This is a genomic window from Burkholderia sp. Bp8984, from assembly GCF_003853755.1.
Taxonomy (GTDB): Bacteria; Pseudomonadota; Gammaproteobacteria; order Burkholderiales; family Burkholderiaceae; genus Burkholderia.
This window is the reverse complement of record NZ_QTQN01000014.1, coordinates 83,785-101,956: the sequence shown is the minus strand read 5'-3', so window position 1 is coordinate 101,956 and position 18,172 is coordinate 83,785. Positions and strand designations below refer to the sequence as shown.

At 67.4% G+C, this 18,172-nt stretch carries 16 protein-coding genes and 1 tRNA gene; 11 read left to right on the top strand and 6 right to left on the bottom strand.

All coding sequences use genetic code 11. From position 1 onward, the window contains the following. Window positions 1-54: 54 nt before the first annotated feature. The 3 genes from DID98_RS16525 to trxB form a co-directional block, all read right to left on the bottom strand. On the bottom strand, window positions 55-678 hold the full coding sequence (locus DID98_RS16525) for a trimeric intracellular cation channel family protein (protein WP_044846208.1): 624 nt from the start codon (window positions 676-678) through the stop codon (window positions 55-57). Next, on the bottom strand, window positions 665-1,444 hold the full coding sequence (locus DID98_RS16520) for a Smr/MutS family protein (RefSeq protein ID WP_124487780.1): 780 nt from the start codon (window positions 1,442-1,444) through the stop codon (window positions 665-667). The genes DID98_RS16525 and DID98_RS16520 overlap by 14 nt, the downstream gene beginning before the upstream one ends. A 136-nt stretch (window positions 1,445-1,580) precedes the next feature. Next, window positions 1,581-2,543: a thioredoxin-disulfide reductase gene (gene trxB, locus DID98_RS16515; RefSeq protein ID WP_044846206.1), complete on the bottom strand. Its 963-nt coding sequence runs from the start codon at window positions 2,541-2,543 to the stop codon at window positions 1,581-1,583. 415 nt (window positions 2,544-2,958) lie between these two features. On the opposite strand from trxB, the gene DID98_RS16510 reads away from it, so the two are divergent. The 3 genes from DID98_RS16510 (at window position 2,959) to DID98_RS16500 (ending at window position 7,516) form a co-directional block, all read left to right on the top strand. After that, window positions 2,959-5,268 carry a DNA translocase FtsK gene (locus DID98_RS16510; protein ID WP_124571029.1) on the top strand — a complete coding sequence of 770 codons (2,310 nt, stop codon included), beginning with the start codon at window positions 2,959-2,961 and terminating at the stop codon, window positions 5,266-5,268. A gap of 46 nt (window positions 5,269-5,314) precedes the next feature. Continuing rightward, window positions 5,315-6,004, top strand: coding sequence for an outer membrane lipoprotein chaperone LolA (gene lolA, locus DID98_RS16505; RefSeq protein WP_044846204.1), 690 nt, complete (start codon window positions 5,315-5,317; stop codon window positions 6,002-6,004). A 201-nt stretch (window positions 6,005-6,205) separates the two neighbouring features. After that, window positions 6,206-7,516, top strand: a complete 1,311-nt coding sequence (locus tag DID98_RS16500; RefSeq protein ID WP_124571028.1) for a replication-associated recombination protein A — start codon at window positions 6,206-6,208, stop codon at window positions 7,514-7,516. Window positions 7,517-7,558: 42 nt separating this feature from the next. Here the strand turns inward: DID98_RS16500 and DID98_RS16495 are convergent, their stop codons facing one another. Further along, entirely contained in the window at window positions 7,559-7,825 is a 267-nt protein-coding gene (locus tag DID98_RS16495) for a DUF2164 domain-containing protein (RefSeq protein WP_124487783.1), read from the bottom strand. A 251-nt stretch (window positions 7,826-8,076) separates the two neighbouring features. On the opposite strand from DID98_RS16495, the gene serS reads away from it, so the two are divergent. From serS to DID98_RS16480, 3 genes are all read left to right on the top strand, one after another. Continuing rightward, entirely contained in the window at window positions 8,077-9,378 is a 1,302-nt protein-coding gene (gene serS / locus DID98_RS16490) for a serine--tRNA ligase (protein WP_124571027.1), read from the top strand. 131 nt (window positions 9,379-9,509) lie between these two features. Beyond that, window positions 9,510-9,600, top strand: a tRNA-Ser gene (locus tag DID98_RS16485). 296 nt (window positions 9,601-9,896) lie between these two features. After that, complete coding sequence (locus DID98_RS16480; protein WP_124571026.1) at window positions 9,897-11,399, top strand: methyl-accepting chemotaxis protein; 1,503 nt, start codon at window positions 9,897-9,899, stop codon at window positions 11,397-11,399. A 75-nt stretch (window positions 11,400-11,474) separates the two neighbouring features. Here DID98_RS16480 and DID98_RS16475 read toward each other — a convergent pair whose 3' ends face one another. Further along, window positions 11,475-12,635 carry an alkane 1-monooxygenase gene (locus DID98_RS16475; protein WP_124571025.1) on the bottom strand — a complete coding sequence of 387 codons (1,161 nt, stop codon included), beginning with the start codon at window positions 12,633-12,635 and terminating at the stop codon, window positions 11,475-11,477. 544 nt (window positions 12,636-13,179) lie between these two features. On the opposite strand from DID98_RS16475, the gene DID98_RS16470 reads away from it, so the two are divergent. From DID98_RS16470 to DID98_RS16450, 5 genes are all read left to right on the top strand, one after another. Further along, the gene (locus tag DID98_RS16470; RefSeq protein WP_260426262.1) at window positions 13,180-13,833 is read left to right on the top strand and encodes a GNAT family N-acetyltransferase; all 654 of its coding nucleotides are present in this window, start codon (window positions 13,180-13,182) and stop codon (window positions 13,831-13,833) included. A gap of 166 nt (window positions 13,834-13,999) precedes the next feature. Then, window positions 14,000-14,767 (top strand): septum site-determining protein MinC, encoded by a 768-nt coding sequence (gene minC, locus DID98_RS16465; RefSeq protein WP_124571024.1) that lies wholly within the window; start codon window positions 14,000-14,002, stop codon window positions 14,765-14,767. A gap of 59 nt (window positions 14,768-14,826) precedes the next feature. Continuing rightward, complete coding sequence (gene minD / locus DID98_RS16460) at window positions 14,827-15,642, top strand: septum site-determining protein MinD (RefSeq protein ID WP_044849298.1); 816 nt, start codon at window positions 14,827-14,829, stop codon at window positions 15,640-15,642. Window positions 15,643-15,654: 12 nt separating this feature from the next. Further along, window positions 15,655-15,909: a cell division topological specificity factor MinE gene (gene minE / locus DID98_RS16455; protein WP_006486661.1), complete on the top strand. Its 255-nt coding sequence runs from the start codon at window positions 15,655-15,657 to the stop codon at window positions 15,907-15,909. 157 nt (window positions 15,910-16,066) lie between these two features. Beyond that, complete coding sequence (locus DID98_RS16450; RefSeq protein ID WP_124571023.1) at window positions 16,067-16,468, top strand: YXWGXW repeat-containing protein; 402 nt, start codon at window positions 16,067-16,069, stop codon at window positions 16,466-16,468. 116 nt (window positions 16,469-16,584) lie between these two features. Here the strand turns inward: DID98_RS16450 and DID98_RS16445 are convergent, their stop codons facing one another. Then, window positions 16,585-18,168 (bottom strand): chloride channel protein, encoded by a 1,584-nt coding sequence (locus tag DID98_RS16445; protein WP_260428080.1) that lies wholly within the window; start codon window positions 18,166-18,168, stop codon window positions 16,585-16,587. Window positions 18,169-18,172 lie beyond the last annotated feature (4 nt).

Genomic DNA, 18,172 nt, shown 5'->3' with positions numbered 1-18,172 from the left:
TCGAAGGAGTGGCCCCTTTTGTTTCTGGCGGTGCGTCCGGTGTTGCGGCGGCGATCAGTGCGGCAACCGCACGTCGAACTTGAAGGTCGCGAGCCGCGCGACGAGGATGAAGCCGGTCGCGAGCAGCACGCTGTACACCGAGTCGAACTGCAACCACGCGAGCAGCAGGTAGAACCAGCAGCCGACGAACGCGCAGGTCGCGTACGGCCGCGAATCGCGCAGGATCAGCGGGATGTCGTTGCACAGCACGTCGCGGATGATCCCGCCGACCACGCCGGTGATCACGCCCATCATCACCGCGATGAAGCGCGGCATCTCGGCATCGAGCGCGATCGCGGTCCCCGAGATGCTGAAGATGCCGAGCCCGATCGCGTCGGCCACCAGCAGCAGCCGCTCGGCCGACAGCCGCGACAGCATCCGCAACACGAACGGCGCGAACAGCGCGAGCACGAAGATCGCGATCACGTAGTCGTCGTGCACGACCCAGTAGAACGGCCGGCGTTCGAGCAGGATGTCGCGCAGCGTGCCGCCGCCGAATGCGGTGGCGAGCGCGACGACGAACGTGCCGACCGAGTCGAGACGGTTCTTGCGCGCCTCGATGAAGCCCGAGATCGCGAACGCCAGCGTCGCGATCGCCTCCAGTACCGCGATCGCGAGCGTCAGCCTAGGATGCGGCACGCGGCCCCCGATCGGCGGGCGCCGCGAGCGGCTGCAGCAGCACGAGCACCGCGCCCGCGCCGCCGTCGTGGCTGCGCGCCTCGCAGAACGCGATCACTTCTTCCTTCTGCACGAGCCACGCGCGCACCTTGCCTTTCAGCACGGGTTCCTTGCCGATCGAGCCGAGCCCCTTGCCATGGATCACGCGCAGGCAGCGTAGCCCCTTCTTGCCGGCTTCGCGGATGAATTCGGCGAGCGCATCGCGCGCCTCGTCGCGCCGCATCCCGTGCAGGTCGATCTGCGCCTGAACGATCCACGCGCCGCTCCTCAGCTTGCGCACGACGTCGCGACTGATGCCGGGGCGGTGGTAGTACAGCGATTCGTCGCTGTCGAGCAGCGTCTCGGGATCGAATTCGTCGGACAGCGTCGCGTTCAGCACGGCTTCCTCGTCGCGCTGCGTCTGCTTCGGCACCGGGTCGGGCGGCGTACGGCCGGATTTCGCGCGCGGCGGCGCGTTCAGCGGCTGGATCGCGCCGATTTCGTTGCGGAACAGGTTCGCGTCGGCTTCGGCCTTGCGTTCGGCCTTCGCGGTTTCGATGCGCTCGCGGTCGCGGCGATCGGCTTCGCCTTGCAGCGACTTGCGCAACGCGCCGAGGCCGGCCAGGCCCTGGCCGCGCAATGCGGCGGCGTCGGGCGCGGGCGGCGGCGCCGCGGGCGCCGGGTTTGCGGGACGGGCGGCGATCTTCCGCTTCGCGGGATCGCTCGGATGGGGCTGGTTCTTCGCCATGATTCGGTAACCGGGCAGGCGCGTTCGGGCGCGCGGGCACAAAAAAAGCCGCTGCGCGACGGCAGCGGCTTTCCGGTCAAGCCCGCTTCGCGGCAGCGGACGCCATTGTAGCGCCCGGCGCGCGAAGGCTCGACGCTTACTTCTTGTCGTGCAGGCTTTCGAGGTAGCGCTGCGCGTCGAGCGCGGCCATGCAGCCCGTGCCGGCGCTCGTGATCGCCTGGCGGTACACGTTGTCCTGTACGTCGCCGGCGGCGAACACGCCCGGCACGCTCGTCGACGTCGCGTTGCCCTGCAGGCCGCTCTTCGTCAGGATGTAGCCGTCCTTCATCTCGAGCTGGCCCTGGAACAGGTCGGTATTCGGCTTGTGGCCGATCGCGACGAACACGCCCTGCACGGTGAGGTCCTGCTTCTCGCCGGTCTTCACGTTCTTGATGCGCAGGCCCGTGACGCCCGAATCCTCGCCCGTCACTTCGTCGAGCACGTGATCCCACTTGATGTCGACGACGCCTTCCTTTTCCTTCTCCAGCAGGCGGTCGATCAGGATCGGCTCGGCGCGGAACTTGTCGCGGCGGTGGATCACCGTGACCTTCTTCGCGATGCCCGTCAGGTAGAGCGCTTCCTCGACCGCCGTGTTGCCGCCGCCGATCACCGCGACTTCCTGGTTGCGGTAGAAGAAGCCGTCGCAGGTCGCGCAGGCCGACACGCCCTTGCCCATGAACAATTCTTCTGACGGCAGGCCGAGATACTGTGCGGATGCGCCGGTCGCGATGATCAGCGAGTCGCACGTGTATTCACCCGAATCGCCGATCAGCCGGATCGGCTTTTCGTGCAGTTTCGCGGTGTGGATGTGGTCGAAGACGATTTCGGTGTTGAAACGCTCGGCGTGCTCGAGGAAGCGCGCCATCAGTTCCGGGCCTTGCACACCCTTCGCGTCCGCCGGCCAGTTTTCGACGTCGGTCGTGGTCATCAGCTGGCCGCCCTGCGCGATGCCGGTGATCAGCACCGGGGACAGGTTGGCGCGAGCCGCGTAGACGGCAGCCGTGTAGCCGGCGGGGCCGGAACCGAGAATCAGGACTTTGGCGTGTTTGGGCGTGGACATGTGCGAATCCGTAAAGGGCGGCCGCGGCGGGCGGGGTAAGGCTCGCCGGACGGTCTGGGTTGACCGGGATGCCGTCGTAGATGGGTATCAGACGCGCATTATAAAGGCCCCGTTGCTGCGCTGCCGAACGAGAGTTTCAATCGTGGCGATAGCGTTCGTCGGCGGATCGCCAGCAGTGGCGGGGCAGGTTGGGCGGGTCGGGTTGGGGGCGGGCGGCTGCGGCCCGTGGCGGCGCATTGCCGCGGCCGGGCGTCACGGGCCGACCGGCGGCCGGATCGCATGCGCGGGTATCGGCTTCGGCCGCCCCGACCCTCTTATGTAACCGTCATTTACACTTGGCGCCCCGGTGCAGCGTTTACAATAAGCGCGATCGAACGACAGGCGGGCGCGCGGCCCGTCCTCTTTATACGGATTCATGGCAAAAGCTCCTTATTCCGCCCAGGCACAGGCGTTGCCGCACCGGATGTCGAAGCTCCTCACGGAGATCCGCTGGATTCTCCAGGTCGCGCTCTGCGCTTTTCTGGTGATGGCCCTGTTGAGCTACAGCCGGCGCGATCCGAGCTGGACGCACGCCGCGCAGGTCGACCACATCTCGAACTGGGCCGGCCGCGTCGGCGCGTGGACGGCCGACATCATCCTGCTGCTGTTCGGCCTGTCGGCCTACTGGCTGATCGTGCCGCTCGCGCGGCGCATCGCGGTCAACTACCGGCGCATCACGCGTCACGAGGCGGTCGCCGACGAACCCGAGCGGCCGATCGGCTGGCTCACCGAGATCCTGGCGTTCGTGCTCGTCGTGCTCGCGTGCGACGGCATCGAGGCGCTGCGCATGTGGTCGCTGAAGGTGCAGCTGCCGCGCGCACCGGGCGGCGTGATCGGCGAGGCCGTGGCGGGTGCGATGTCGCACGCGTTCGGCTTCACCGGCGGCACGCTGCTGCTGCTGATCCTGCTCGCGATCGGCCTGTCGCTGTATTTCCGCTTCTCGTGGCTGTCGGTCGCCGAGCGCGTGGGCGGGGCGATCCTGTCCGCCGTCAACGTCGCTAAGCTGCGCCGCGAGGCCGAGCGCGACCGCAAGCTCGGCGAGGCCGCGGCCGTGCGCCGCGAAGGCAAGGTCGAAGAGGAGCGTGTGCGCATCGAGGATCACGAACCCGTGACGATCGTGCCGCCGGTCGTCACGCCGGCGAAGTCCGAGCGCGTCGAGCGCGAGCGCCAGGTGCCGCTCTTCACCGACCTGCCGGGCGATTCGACGCTGCCGCCGGTGTCGCTGCTCGATCCCGCGCCGAAGACGCAGGAAGCGATTTCCGCCGATACGCTCGAATTCACGTCGCGCCTGATCGAGAAGAAGCTGAAGGACTTCGGTGTCGAGGCGAGCGTCGTCGCTGCGTATCCGGGCCCGGTCGTCACGCGCTACGAGATCGAGCCGGCCACCGGCGTGAAGGGCAGCCAGATCGTCAACCTCGCGAAGGATCTCGCGCGTTCGCTGTCGCTCGTGTCGATCCGCGTGGTCGAGACGATCCCCGGCAAGAACTACATGGCGCTCGAGCTGCCGAACCAGCGCCGCCAGACGGTCCACCTGTCCGAGATCATCGGCTCGGAAGTCTATGCGGCCGCGTCGTCGGCGCTGACGCTGAGCCTCGGCAAGGACATCGGCGGCAAGCCGGTCTGCGCGGACCTCGCGAAGATGCCGCACCTGCTGGTCGCCGGCACGACCGGTTCGGGCAAGTCGGTCGGGATCAACGCGATGATCCTGTCGCTGCTGTACAAGGCCACCGCCGAGCAGGTGCGCCTGATCCTGATCGATCCGAAGATGCTCGAAATGAGCGTCTACGAAGGCATTCCGCACCTGCTGTGCCCGGTCGTCACCGACATGCGCCAGGCCGGCCACGCGCTGAACTGGACGGTCGCGGAGATGGAGCGCCGCTACAAGCTGATGAGCAAGCTCGGCGTGCGCAACCTGGCGGGCTACAACAACAAGATCGACGAAGCGGCGAAGCGCGAGGAAAAGATTCCGAATCCGTTCAGCCTGACGCCGGACGACCCTGAACCGCTCGGCCGCCTGCCGAACATCGTCGTCGTGATCGACGAGCTGGCCGACCTGATGATGGTCGTCGGCAAGAAGGTCGAGGAACTGATCGCGCGGATCGCGCAGAAGGCGCGCGCGGCCGGCATCCACCTGATCCTCGCGACGCAGCGTCCGTCCGTCGACGTGATTACCGGCCTGATCAAGGCGAACGTGCCGACGCGGATCGCGTTCCAGGTATCGTCGAAGATCGACTCGCGCACGATTCTCGACCAGATGGGTGCCGAATCGCTGCTCGGGATGGGCGACATGCTGTACCTGCCGCCGGGCACCGGGCTGCCGGTGCGCGTGCACGGCGCATTCGTCGCCGACGACGAAGTGCATCGCGTCGTCGAGAAGCTCAAGGAGCAGGGCGAGCCGAACTACGTCGAAGGGCTGCTCGAAGGCGGCACGGCCGACGGCGACGAGGGCTCGGCCGGCGCGGGAACCGGCGAAGGCGGCGAGGAGTCTGATCCGCTGTACGACCAGGCGGTCGAGATCGTCATCAAGAACCGCCGCGCGTCGATTTCGCTCGTGCAGCGCCATCTGCGGATCGGCTACAACCGCGCGGCGCGGCTGCTCGAACAGATGGAGCAGTCGGGGCTCGTGTCGGCGATGTCGTCGAGCGGCAACCGCGAAATTCTTGTGCCGGCGCGCGACGCGGAATGAGTCCGCGGCGCCCGCAGCGCCGGCCACCCAGGGAGAAAACCGCAATATGCAGCAACATTCGTTCGCAGTGTCCCTTCGTTCGACGCGGCGCTGGCTCGGCGCGGCGCTCGCCGGCGCATCGCTGATGCTCGCGGCGACGCACGCGTTCGCGGGCGGCACCGAGCAGCTGAAGGCCTTCGTGTCGCAGGTGCGTTCGGCGAAAGGCGATTTCACGCAGCAGATCGTCAAGGCGCCGGCCAAGGGCGCGAGCGCCGTGCAGGCCGCGCCGAAGCCGAACGACAATTCGAGCGGCACGTTCGTGTTCTCGCGTCCGGGCAAGTTCATCTGGACGTACCAGAAGCCGTACCAGCAGGTGCTGCAGGCCGACGGCGACAAGCTCTACGTGTACGACCGCGACCTGAACCAGGTCACCGAACGCAAGCTGAACGGCGCGCTGGGCGCGAGCCCGGCCGCGATCCTGTTCGGCAGCAACGATCTCGACAAGAACTACACGCTGCGCGATGCAGGCGAGAAGGGCGGCATCGAGTGGCTCGAGATGCTGCCGAAGGCGCAGGACACGCAATTCCAGCGGATCGGCATCGGCTTCCGCAACGGCACGCTCGCCGCGATGGAATTGCACGACGTATTCGGCAACGTCACGCTGCTCACGTTCACGAACATCCAGACGAACCCGCCGCTGAAGAGCGATACGTTCAAGTTCGTCGTGCCGAAGGGCGCGGACGTGATCAACGGCTGACCGGCACCACGCCGTTTTCCCGACACGGGCCTGCCGGCGACGGCAGGCCCGTGTTGTTTTTTGGGGCGCGGGCATCGGGCGCGGGCATCGGGCGTCGGGATCGGGCGCAAGCACCAGGCGCGGCGGTGCAGTCGCGCGGCTGTCATAATGTCGGGTCCGGCGGCCGTTCGGCCGCCATCGTTTGATCTGGAGCGAGGGTTCATGTCCGACCTGTTTCAAGTCGAGCCGCGCCGGCCGCTCGCCGAGGCGCTGCGGCCGAAGACGCTCGCCGAGGTGATCGGCCAGACGCATCTGCTGGGCGAAGGCAAGCCGCTGCGGCTCGCGTTCGAATCCGGCAAGCCGCATTCGATGATCCTGTGGGGGCCGCCCGGCGTCGGCAAGACGACGCTCGCGCGCCTCACCGCGCTCGCGTTCGACTGCGAGTTCATCGCGCTGTCCGCGGTGCTCGGCGGCGTGAAGGACATCCGCGAGTCGATGGAGCAGGCGAAGGACACGCTGAATCGCACCGGCCGCCACACGATCCTGTTCGTCGACGAAATCCACCGCTTCAACAAGGGTCAGCAGGATGCGCTGCTGCCGTTCGTCGAGTCGGGGCTCGTGACCTTCATCGGCGCGACGACCGAGAACCCGAGCTTCGAAGTCAACTCGGCGCTGCTGTCGCGGGCGCAGGTGTACGTGCTGCAGTCGCTGAACGATGACGAGATGCGTCAGCTGCTCAAGCGCGCGCACGAAATCGCGCTCGACGGGCTCGCGTTCGACGACAAGGCGATCGATACGCTCATCGGTTATGCGGACGGCGACGCGCGGCGCTTCCTGAACCTGCTCGAGCAGGCGCAGACGGCCGCAGCCTCGGCCAAGGTCACGACCATCGATGCCGAGTTCGTCAGCAGCGCGATGACGCTGAACGCGCGGCGCTTCGACAAGGGCGGCGACAACTTCTACGACCAGATCTCGGCGCTGCACAAGTCGGTGCGCGGTTCGAGCCCGGACGGTGCGCTGTACTGGTTCTGCCGGATGATCGACGGCGGCGCGGATCCGAAATATCTCGCGCGGCGCATCGTGCGGATGGCGTGGGAAGACATCGGCCTCGCCGATCCGCGCGCGCTGCAGGTGGCGAACGACGCGGCCGAGACCTACGAGCGGCTCGGCTCGCCCGAAGGCGAGCTGGCGCTCGGGCAGGCGGTGATCTATCTCGCGTGCGCGGCGAAGAGCAATGCGGGCTACAACGCGTTCAACCAGGCGATGGCGTTCGTGAAGCAGGACAAGTCGCGCGAGGTGCCCGTGCATCTGCGCAATGCGCCGACCAAGCTGATGAAGGAACTCGGCTACGGTCACGCGTATCGCTACGCGCATGACGAGCCGAATGCCTATGCGGCCGGCGAGTCGTATCTTCCGGAAGGGATGCGCGAACCGCGCTGGTACAAGCCGGTGCCGCGCGGGCTCGAATCGAAGATCGCCGACAAGCTCGCGTGGCTGCGCGAGCTCGACCGCGAGGCCGGCAAGAAGGACTGACCGGCCGAGCGCGGCGCGACGGCCGGCGCTGCCTGGGGCGTGTCAGCGCCGGCGGCCCGGCTGCTTCTTCCAGTACTCGAACGGCTCCTCGTGGCAGTCGATGTCGAGCTCGGCGACCCGTGCGTGCAGGCGCTCCTGCGCATCGGCGATCGCGAGGTTGTAGATTGCCGGCGCGATTTCCTCGACGAAGAAATGCAGCAGCGCACCGGCCTGGATGTTGCCGATCGGCTCGTCCATGTTTTCTGTGAAATACCGTTGCAGCGACGCGATCGCGCGGTCGCGAACATCCTTGTCCAGTTCGATGGCCATCGGGTTCCCTCGGGTGATGGTGATGCGAAGACGGGTGCGTTGCCCGCCGCGTTGCGCCCGGCCGGGGCGGCTGTCGCGCGCTGCGCCGCGGCGTCGCGCAATGCGCTTCGCCGGCTGCGGGCGCGCAGGCCGGCAATGCGATACTGCCACGCCCGTCGCGCGTTTGCGGCACTGTCCATCCGGCCAATGCCGTGGCGGCCCCGCGGTGCGTTAGAATTCCCGTCTTACACAACGATTTTCCAAGTCCTCCCATGCTCGACATCCAGTTGCTGCGCAAAGACCTCGACGGCGTCGCGAAGCGCCTCGCCGATCGCGGCTACACCCTCGACGTCGCCGCGTTCTCCGCCCTCGAAGTGGAACGCCGTGCGATCCAGACCCGTACCGAAGAGCTTCAGGCGCGCCGCAACAGCCTGTCGAAGCAGATCGGCGCGATGAAGGGGAAGGGCGAGGACACGTCGGCCGTCATGGCCGAAGTCGGCGGGATCGGCGACGAAATGAAGGCGTCGGAGGCCAAGCTCGGCGAGATCCAGACGCGCCTGTCCGACCTGATGCTGGGCATGCCGAACATCGCGCACGAAAGCGTGCCGGTCGGCAAGGACGAAGCCGACAACGTCGAAGTGCGCCGCTGGGGCACGCCGCGCCAGTTCGACTTCGAGGTGAAGGATCACGTCGACGTCGGCACGCCGCTCGGCCTCGATTTCGAAACCGGCGCGAAGCTCGCCGGCGCACGCTTCACGATGCTGCGCGGCTCGATCGCACGCCTGCACCGCGCGCTCGCGCAGTTCATGATCGACACGCACACGCTGCAGCACGGCTACAGCGAGACGTACACGCCGTACATCGTGAATCCCGAGATCCTGTACGGCACGGGCCAGCTGCCGAAGTTCGCGGACGACATGTTCCGCGTCGAGAAGGGCGGCGCCGAAAACACGATCACGCAGTACCTGATCTCCACGTCCGAGATTTCGCTGACGAACACCGTGCGCGAGTCGATCGTCGAAGGCTCCGCGCTGCCGATCAAGCTGACCGCGCATTCGCCGTGCTTCCGCTCCGAAGCCGGTTCGTACGGCCGCGACACGCGCGGGATGATCCGCCAGCACCAGTTCGACAAGGTCGAGATGGTGCAGGTCGTCGCGCCGGACGCGTCGTATGCGGCACTCGACGAGATGGTCGGCCACGCGGAGGCGATCCTGCAGAAGCTCGGCCTGCCGTACCGCGTGATCACGCTGTGCACGGGCGACATGGGCTTCTCGGCCGCGAAGACGTTCGACCTCGAAGTGTGGCTGCCCGCGCAGAACACCTATCGCGAGATCTCGAGCTGCTCGAACACCGAGGCGTTCCAGGCGCGCCGGATGCAGGCGCGTTTCCGCAACGCGCAGGGCAAGCCGGAACTCGTGCATACGCTGAACGGCTCCGGCCTCGCGGTCGGCCGCACGCTCGTCGCGGTGCTGGAGAACTACCAGAATGCCGACGGTTCGGTCACGGTGCCCGAGGCGCTGCGTCCGTACATGGGCGGCATGGAGCGAATCGAAGCGCCTGCGCAGGCGTCGTGAGATCGCTGCGCGATCGGTGTTCGACGGGCTCGCAAAAAATTTTGCAAAAAACGCTTGTGAGTTTCGAAGAGATCGTTCTATAATCTTTTCTTTCCCGGACACGACCAACCGGGAAATGAAGCAGCAAGGAAGGAGAGGTGGCAGAGTGGTCGAATGTACCTGACTCGAAATCAGGCGTACGGTTTCCCCGTACCGTGGGTTCGAATCCCACCCTCTCCGCCAAAATACGAAGCCCCGTGATCCGGAAGGATCACGGGGTTTTTCGTTTTGGTCGCCCGGTGGCGAGCGTGGATGCGATGTGCGGTACGCGCGCGCGTACCGATCGGCCGGCACCCCACCCGCTTGGGCGTTGTTGCCTCGGTTCCCGCCGCCCACGGATCGCCACGGGCTTCGTGCTCGACCCGCACGGTTCCCGCCGCCGCTTGCCCGCTTCAGCCTTGATCTCGCGCGCCGTTAACAGAGCGGTCGGCGGCTCGCGCTTTTTGCGCGGTCGCCGTTCTCCGACGATCCAAGGTCCCATGAAGCTGAGCTACAAGATTCCCCTCGCATTCGCCATTGCGCTGCTGCTGATGTTCTGCGGCGCGCTATACGGCATCCGCATTCTCAATCGCTCGATCGACACGTTCGCGAACGACGTGCAGACGCACGTTGCCGACGAGCGGCTCGTATCGGCCACGCTCGTGCAGTTCAAGCTGCAGGTGCAGGAATGGAAGGACACGCTGCTGCGCGGCAAGCAGCCCGACAAGCTCGACAAGTACTGGCAGGCATTCCAGACGCGCGAGCGCACGGTAGACACGCTCGCCGCGCAGCTCGTCGGCGAGCTGCCGCCCGGCGAGAGCCGGACGCTCGTCGAGCAGTTCATGCGCGCGCATGCGGCGATGGGCGACGGCTACCGGCGCGGGTTCGACGCGTTCAAGGCCGCGGGCTTCGAGCCGACGGCCGGGGACGCGGCCGTGGCGGGCGTCGACCGGGCGCCCGCCGCGCTGCTCGAGCGCGCGGCGAAGGCGATCGCCGACGAGAGTGCTGCCGTATCGTCGCAAGCGAGCCGCGATGCGCGCCACGCGACCGCGGCGAGCGTCGTGCTCATGCTGATCGTGCTCGGCATCGCGATGATCGGTGCGTTCCTGTTCAGCCGCGCGATCCTGCGGCCGCTCGATCGCGCCGTGGCCTGTGCACAGGCGGTGGCCGGCGGCGACCTGACGCGCGACGTCGACGCGGCCGGCCGCGACGAGATCGCCGATCTGCTGCGCGCATTGAAGACGATGCAGGCGAGCCTGTCTGGTGTCGTGCTCGAGGTGCGTACGCATGCCGAAGCCGTCGCGACCGCGAGTGCGCAGATCGCGGCGGGCAATCACGACCTGTCGTCGCGCACCGAGGCGCAGGCTGCCTCGCTCGAGGAAACCGCGGCCAGCATGACCGAACTGACGGGCATCGTGCGCCAGTCGGCCGAGCACGCGCAGCATGCGGCGCAGCTCGCACGCGACGCATCGGACATCGCGTCCGCGGGCGGTGGCGTGATGACGGACGCGGTCGGCACGATGAGCGGGATTGCCGCCAGCGCGGCGAAGGTCGGCGAGATCATCGCGGTCATCGACGGCATCGCATTCCAGACCAACATCCTCGCGCTGAACGCGGCCGTCGAGGCGGCGCGCGCGGGCGAGCAGGGGCGCGGCTTCGCGGTCGTCGCGTCGGAGGTGCGCACGCTCGCGCAGCGCAGCGCGGCCGCCGCCAAGGAGATCAAAACGCTGATCGAGCAATCGACGCGGCGGGTCGACGAGGGCGCCGTGCTGATCGCGCGCGCGGGCGAATCGATCCACGAGATCGTCGGCGCGGTGCAGCGGGTCACGTCGATCGTCGGCGAGATATCGTCCGCTTCGCAGGAGCAAAGCGGCGGCATCCAGCAGGTGAACGTCGCGGTCACGCAGATGGATGAAGCGACGCAGCGCAATGCGGCGCTGGCCGAGCAGGCGAGCGCGCTGCGGCACGCGGTCGCCGTGTTCAGGCTGCCGCAGGCCGCGTGACGATATTGCCGACCGCGACCGCGACCGCGACCGCGACCGCGACCGCGACCGCGACCGCGACCGCGCCGTCCTGCGTCACCCCGCGGCCGAATACTGCGCGAGCACGCGAGCGCGGATCGATGGCTTGATGTTCGATTGCGCCATGTTGCCGCCATAGTGCGCGACGACACGCGGATTCATTACGCGATACCAGAGCGGCGGCACATAGGCGAACAGGATCATCGTCGCGTAGCCGGCCGGCAGTTGCGGCGAGTCGTCGAAGTGTCGCAGCGCCTGGTACGAGCGCGTCGGGTTCGCGTGATGGTCGGCGTGCCGCTGCAACTGGTACAGGAACAGGTTGGTGACGACGTGATTGCTGTTCCACGAATGCTGCGGCGTGCAGCGCTCGTAGCGGCCGCTCGGCAGCTTGCGGCGGCCGAGCCCGTAGTGCTCGACGTAGTTGACGACTTCGAGCAGCGACGCGCCGTACACGGCCTGGATCACGAGGAACGGGATCACGATCTTGCCGGCCATCGCGAGCGCGATGCCCCACACGACGACGGTCATCGCCCACGCGTGCAGCACCTCGTTGCGCCAGGTCCACGGCGATTGCCCGAGCCGCTCGAGGCGTGCCTTCTCGAGGCGCCACGCCGAGCGGATGCTGCCCGTCACAGTGCGCGGCAGGAAGGCCCAGAACGATTCGCCGTAGCGAGCGCTCGCCGGATCCTCGGCCGTCGCGACGCGCACGTGATGGCCGCGGTTGTGCTCGACGAAGAAGTGCCCGTACGCCACCGGCGCGAGCGTGACTTTCGCGAGCCAGCGCTCGAAGCGGCTGGTCTTGTGCCCGAGTTCGTGCGCGGTGTTGATCGAGATGCTCGTTGCGGCGCCGAGCGACAGCGCGAAGCCGACGTAGTCGTACCACGCGAGCGCATGCGTGCCGACGATCCGCACGCACATGAAGAACGCGATGTATTCGACCAGCGTCGCGAGATAGACGATGTAGCGGTAGTAGCGCTCGCGTTCGAGATGCGGGACGACGGCTTCGGGCGGATTGTCGCGATCGTCGCCGATCAGCGTGTCCAGGACCGGGATCACGCCGAACGCGAACAGCGGGCCGAACCACCAGAACACGTGGAGGCCCGTCGACAGCGCGAGCTGGGCCGAGAGGATCGGCAGCGTGATCGTCACCGCGCCGAGCAGCCACAGATAACGTTTGCCATCCGACCAGCCCGAGGCCGATGCGTCGGTCATTGCCATTGTCTCCCTCCTTTTCGGGGCCGGCTCCCGCGTGTGCGGGTGCGGCGGCCGAGTGACGCGCTTGTCGTCGTTCGAATCGTCGTGGGTCCGCGGCACGGCGCGCGGCACCGGATCGGTGGTCCGGTTGTGCCAGTTATACGACCGTCGCGCGCGCTTTCCAAACCCCGCCGCTAGGCGGGCGACTTCAAACGGCGGCCCGTGCAGGACGCGGGCCGGGAGGGGCCTGCGCCACGGTGATTGAAACAGGCCGGAGCGGGTCCGATCCGCTCGTGCGGCCGGCATTCTCGTCGGATGAATACGTGAGGCCACACGCGCGAGTATCCGGCGGCTGGGTCCGCAACGGATGTTGCAATGCAATAAATGCGACGCGACATCGCGTGGCGGCGCGGCTTTTTGGGATACATATATTACGGATCATTACGGCGCCGCTGCGGGGTAACGTCGGACCCTGACCACATGAATGCCATGCATGACAAGGCGAGCGGGGCGACGCGTCCGACTTCGCCGTTCGGACTGCCATGCGTCGCGGCCCGTCGACGCGTCGATGCTGCACCCGCACACCCGCGCGTGCGCGACGCGTGCTGCCTTTCGATCCGCGCTGTCATTTGAAAATTACGATTTGACTCATGCCCCGCTTTCGGTTGAAGCTAGTAACTTGCTGTCCGAAGGGGGCTGTGCCTGCATGAGTTCGACCTTGACCGTTCGTCGTATCGCTGCCGATCAGGGCGGCGTGTATCGCGAACTCCGCGCCGCATCGCTGCGTGAGCCCTACGCGCCCGGTGAAGCGCCGGAGGCCGAATTGCTGAACGTCGATTCCGACGCGGCGGCGGCCATCGCCGCGCTGCGTGCCGCGTCCGACGAGTCGACGACTTTCCTGCTGTACACCGAAGGCCATCCGGCCGGCATGATCGGCGCGTATTTCGACACGACGCCCGAGCGGCGCGCGTTCGTCAGCGAGCTGTGGGTCGCGCACGCGGTCCGCCACCTGCGCGGCGGCGTGCTGTTGCTGGAAACGGCTACCGCGTGGCTGGCCGAACGCGGGGCGCGGGACGTCTACGCATGGATCGCCGATGCGAACCGCAACGCGATCCGTTTCTACGAACGGGCGGGCTTCGGCAACACGGGCGAGCATGCGCCGATCGCGCGGATGCCCGGCGCGATGAAGTCGTTGTTCGTGTCGCACTTCAACACACCCTGACGCATGAATGCGCGGGCCGCACGGCGTGATGAAGGCCCGGCCGCCCGCCCGACTGCCCGCCTGCCGGTTGCGCGCTCGCCGCGACCGTCGCCCCCCGGTTCCCCAAAAATAATGGCCGCACGCGTGGACGCCTGTAAAATACGCAAAAATTTTTTGCAGAGTGTCCATGTCGCTTAAAAAATCGCCATTCTTCGAGCTGCGCAGCGGATCGGTCGATACGTTGCTGTTCACCGTGAAGACGACCGATCTCGATGCGTTGCGTACCGAACTGGTCAAGCGCTTCGAAGCGACTCCCGAGTTTTTCGCCGATGATGTCGTCGCGATCGACGTCCGCCGCCTCGCGGACGGCGAACGCGTCGCGCTCGCCGACATCCGCCAGATGCTGAACGACGTGCGGATGCGCCCGGTGGGCGTCGTCGCGCTGGCGACGCAGGGCTGGGCGGGGGAAGCCGGCCTGCCGTTGCTCGAGGCGCGCGATCGCCGCGTGTCGGCCGCGAAGCCGGCCGACGAAGCGGAGGCGGCGCCCGTCGCGGCGCCGGCCGCTGCCGCGGCAGCCGAACCGGCGCCGGAACCTGCGCCGACGCCGGTTGCGGCGGGCGGCCAGACGCTGGTGATCGACCGGCCGCTGCGTTCGGGGCAGCAGATTTACGCGAAAGGAGACCTCGTGGTGCTGGCGCCGGTCAGTCACGGTGCCGAGATCATCGCGGAAGGCAACATCCACATCTACGCGCCGTTGCGCGGCCGCGCACTCGCGGGCGTGCACGGCAATCACGACGCGCGCATTTTCTGCACGTGTCTGGAGCCGGAACTGATTTCGATCGCGGGTATCTATCGAACGACCGAGAACCCGTTGCCCGCGGACATACTGGGCAAATCGGTGCAGATCCGGCTCGAAGAGGAAAAACTGATGATCGAACCGCTGCGCCTGACGTGATTCACGCGGCACGCTCCGGGTCGATCGGCTCTCATTGACGAACACAGGGTATTGGGTAAATGGCAAAAATCATCGTGGTGACTTCGGGCAAGGGCGGCGTGGGCAAGACGACGACCAGCGCGAGCTTCGCGTCCGGCCTCGCGCTGCGCGGCCACAAGACGGCCGTGATCGACTTCGACGTCGGCCTGCGCAACCTCGATCTCATCATGGGCTGCGAGCGTCGCGTGGTGTATGACCTCGTCAACGTGATCCAGGGCGAAGCGAACCTGAACCAGGCGCTGATCAAGGACAAGAAGTGCGAGAACCTGTTCATCCTGCCGGCATCGCAGACGCGCGACAAGGATGCGCTCACGCGTGACGGTGTCGAGAAGGTGCTGAACGACCTGGTCGCGATGGACTTCGAATACATCGTCTGCGACTCGCCGGCCGGTATCGAGGCGGGCGCGCTGCACGCGATGTACTTCGCGGACGAAGCGCTGATCGTCACGAACCCGGAAGTGTCGTCGGTGCGCGACTCGGACCGCATTCTCGGCATCCTGTCGTCGAAGACGAAGCGCGCGGCCGAAGGCAAGGATCCGATCAAGGAACACCTGCTGATCACGCGCTACAGTCCGAAGCGCGTGAGCGAAGGCGAAATGCTGTCGCTCGAGGACATCAGCGAGATCCTGCGCATCAAGCTGATCGGCGTGGTGCCGGAATCGGAAGCCGTGCTGCACGCCTCGAACCAGGGCCTGCCGGCCGTGCACATCGACGGCACCGACGTTGCGGAAGCGTACAAGGACGTCGTCGCGCGCTTCCTCGGCGAGGACAAGCCGCTGCGCTTCACCGATTATCAGAAGCCGGGCCTGCTGCAGCGCCTCTTCGGCAGCAAGTAACGGAGGCCGCCCATGTCCATCCTTTCGTTTCTCCTCGGCGAGAAGAAGAAGTCCGCATCGGTCGCGAAGGAGCGCCTGCAGCTCATCATCGCGCACGAGCGGGTCGGCGGCCGGCCGCCGGCTGATTACCTGCCGGCGCTGCAGAAGGAGCTGGTCGCGGTCATCTCGAAGTACGTCCATATTTCGAACGATGACATCCGCGTGAGCCTCGAGCGCCAGGACGATCTCGAAGTCCTCGAAGTGAAGATCGAGATTCCGCAAGCCTGACCGCTGTCTGTCCCCCCGCACGGTGGCGCCTGCCGCCGTGCGCGTCTTACGCCCTGTTGCACTTTCGGTCGCGCCGTAACACGGCGTCTGTCGGCCGTTGGTCGATCTCCCGCATTGAACGAATACGCTCGCGTCATTTGTCAATCAGGAGGTTGTGATGGCTGTCTCTACCGTTCAACGCCGTATCGTTTCGCTCGTACTGTTCGCCGCGGGCCTGTCAGCCGTCGCCGCGCCGCTCGCCGCACGCGCAGACGAAATCCTCGTCGGTACGCCCGTGATGGTGCAGTCGGGCCGGATTCTCGTCGCCGAACCGGGGGCCGCGCCCGCCGAGGAAATCGTCGTCGTCGCGCCGAACGCGCCGCCGCCGGTGCGCTACGAGGTCGTGCCCGACGCACGCGTCGGCTATGTGTGGGAGCGCGGTCACTGGCACTGGGATCATGGCCGCTACGTCTGGATCGGCGGCCGCTGGGAAACCGAGCGTATCGGCATGCACTGGGTGCCGGGCCACTGGGATCAGCGCGGCCCGAACTGGTTCTGGACGCGCGGCCATTGGGCCTGACGGAGGCGCGCGATGAAAAGAACCGCCCTTGCCATTGCGCTCGTCGCGATCACGCTCGCCGGCTGTATCGTCGTGCCGGCGCGGCCCGTCTACTATCGGCCCGCGCCGGTGGTGATCTACTGAGGGGCATGCGGGCCCGTCTGCGCCGGGCCGCTCGTGCCGGAAGGAGTCGTGCCGGAAGCGGTCGTGCCGGAAGCGGACGGTCCGTCGTCGTGCGACGTCGCGGGCGTGTGCGTGGCGGCGTTGCCGGCCGCCGGGGCCTGCGGCTCGCCACTGTCCCGTTCGCGCAGCGTGTCGAGCGGATCGGCGGGCGCGGCGGCCGCGTCCTGCGGCTCGACGACGCCGGCCGCAACCGCCGGCGCCGCGGCGGGTTCGGCGGCGGCCGCGGGCGGCGCGAGATAGCGCTGCGCGAGTGTTTCGTAGAGCGGCGGCGCGAAGAAGCGCGCCATCCGGCTCGACACCAGTGCGGTCGCCATCAGCGAAATCACGAGCGCGTGACCGTTGATCATCTCCATCACGATCACGAACGACGTGATCGGCGACTGCGTGACCGCCGCGAGGTAGCCGACCATCGCGAGCGCGATCAGCATCGGCAGGCTCATGTCGCCGAACACGAGGTGCAGCAGGTTGCCGAACCCGGCGCCGATCGACAGCGACGGCGCGAAGATCCCGCCCGGAATGCCCGGCAGGTACGACGCGACCATCGACACCATCTTCAGGAACGGATAGAGCACCGACAGCCGTTCATGGCCGTCGAGCAGGCCGCGCGCCTCGGCATAGCCGCTGCCGAACGTCGTCCCGCCCGACACGAGGCCGACGACGGCGATCACGAAACCGCACAGCGCCGCGAACGCGATCGGGCGCTCGCGATACAGGCCGAGCAGGCGCGCGGGCAGCCAGCGCCCGGTATTGAGCAGCAGCCAGCTGAAGAGGCCGCCCGCGACGCCGGTCACGAGCGCGGTGACGAGCACGGCGACGGCGAGCATCTTCGGGAAATGCTGGCCGGCGTCGATCGTGCCGAAGTACGTGTAGTTGCCGTTCAGGCCCAGCGCGACGACACCGGCGAGGATGATCGCGGTGATCAGCACGCCGCTTGCGCGGGCGGAGAAGCTGCGGGTCAGCTCCTCGATCGCGAACACGATCCCGGCGAGCGGCGTATTGAACGCGGCCGACAGGCCGGCCGCCGCGCCGGCGAGTACGAGCTGTCGTTCGATCTGCGCGTTCGAGCGCGGGTAGAAGCGCCGCAGGTTGAACATCAGCGACGCGCCGACCTGCACGGTCGGGCCTTCGCGTCCGATCGTGAAGCCGCCGAGGATGCCCATGAACGAGATCAGGACCTTGCCGAACAGGATGCGCAGGGTCAGCAGCCGCGCGCCGAACGCGCCCGGGCTCGCATGCAGCGTCGCAATGACCTGCGGGATCCCGCTGCCCTCGGCGCCGCGGAAGAAGCGGCGCGTGAGCCATGCCGACGCGGCGGCGATCGACGGCGTCAGCAGCAGCGGCAGCCACGCGGCGTGGTCGCGCATCGTGCGGAACGTGTCGTAGCCCCAGTCGATCAGCCGCGCGTACAGCACGGCCGCGAGGCCCACGGCGATCGCGCCGAGCCAGAATACGCCGTACTGGCGCCAGATCCGCAGCGAGCGGCGGGTGAGGGCGGGAAACAACCCGGAAAGCAGGGCAGGAAGGGCGGGGCGTTGCATCGGC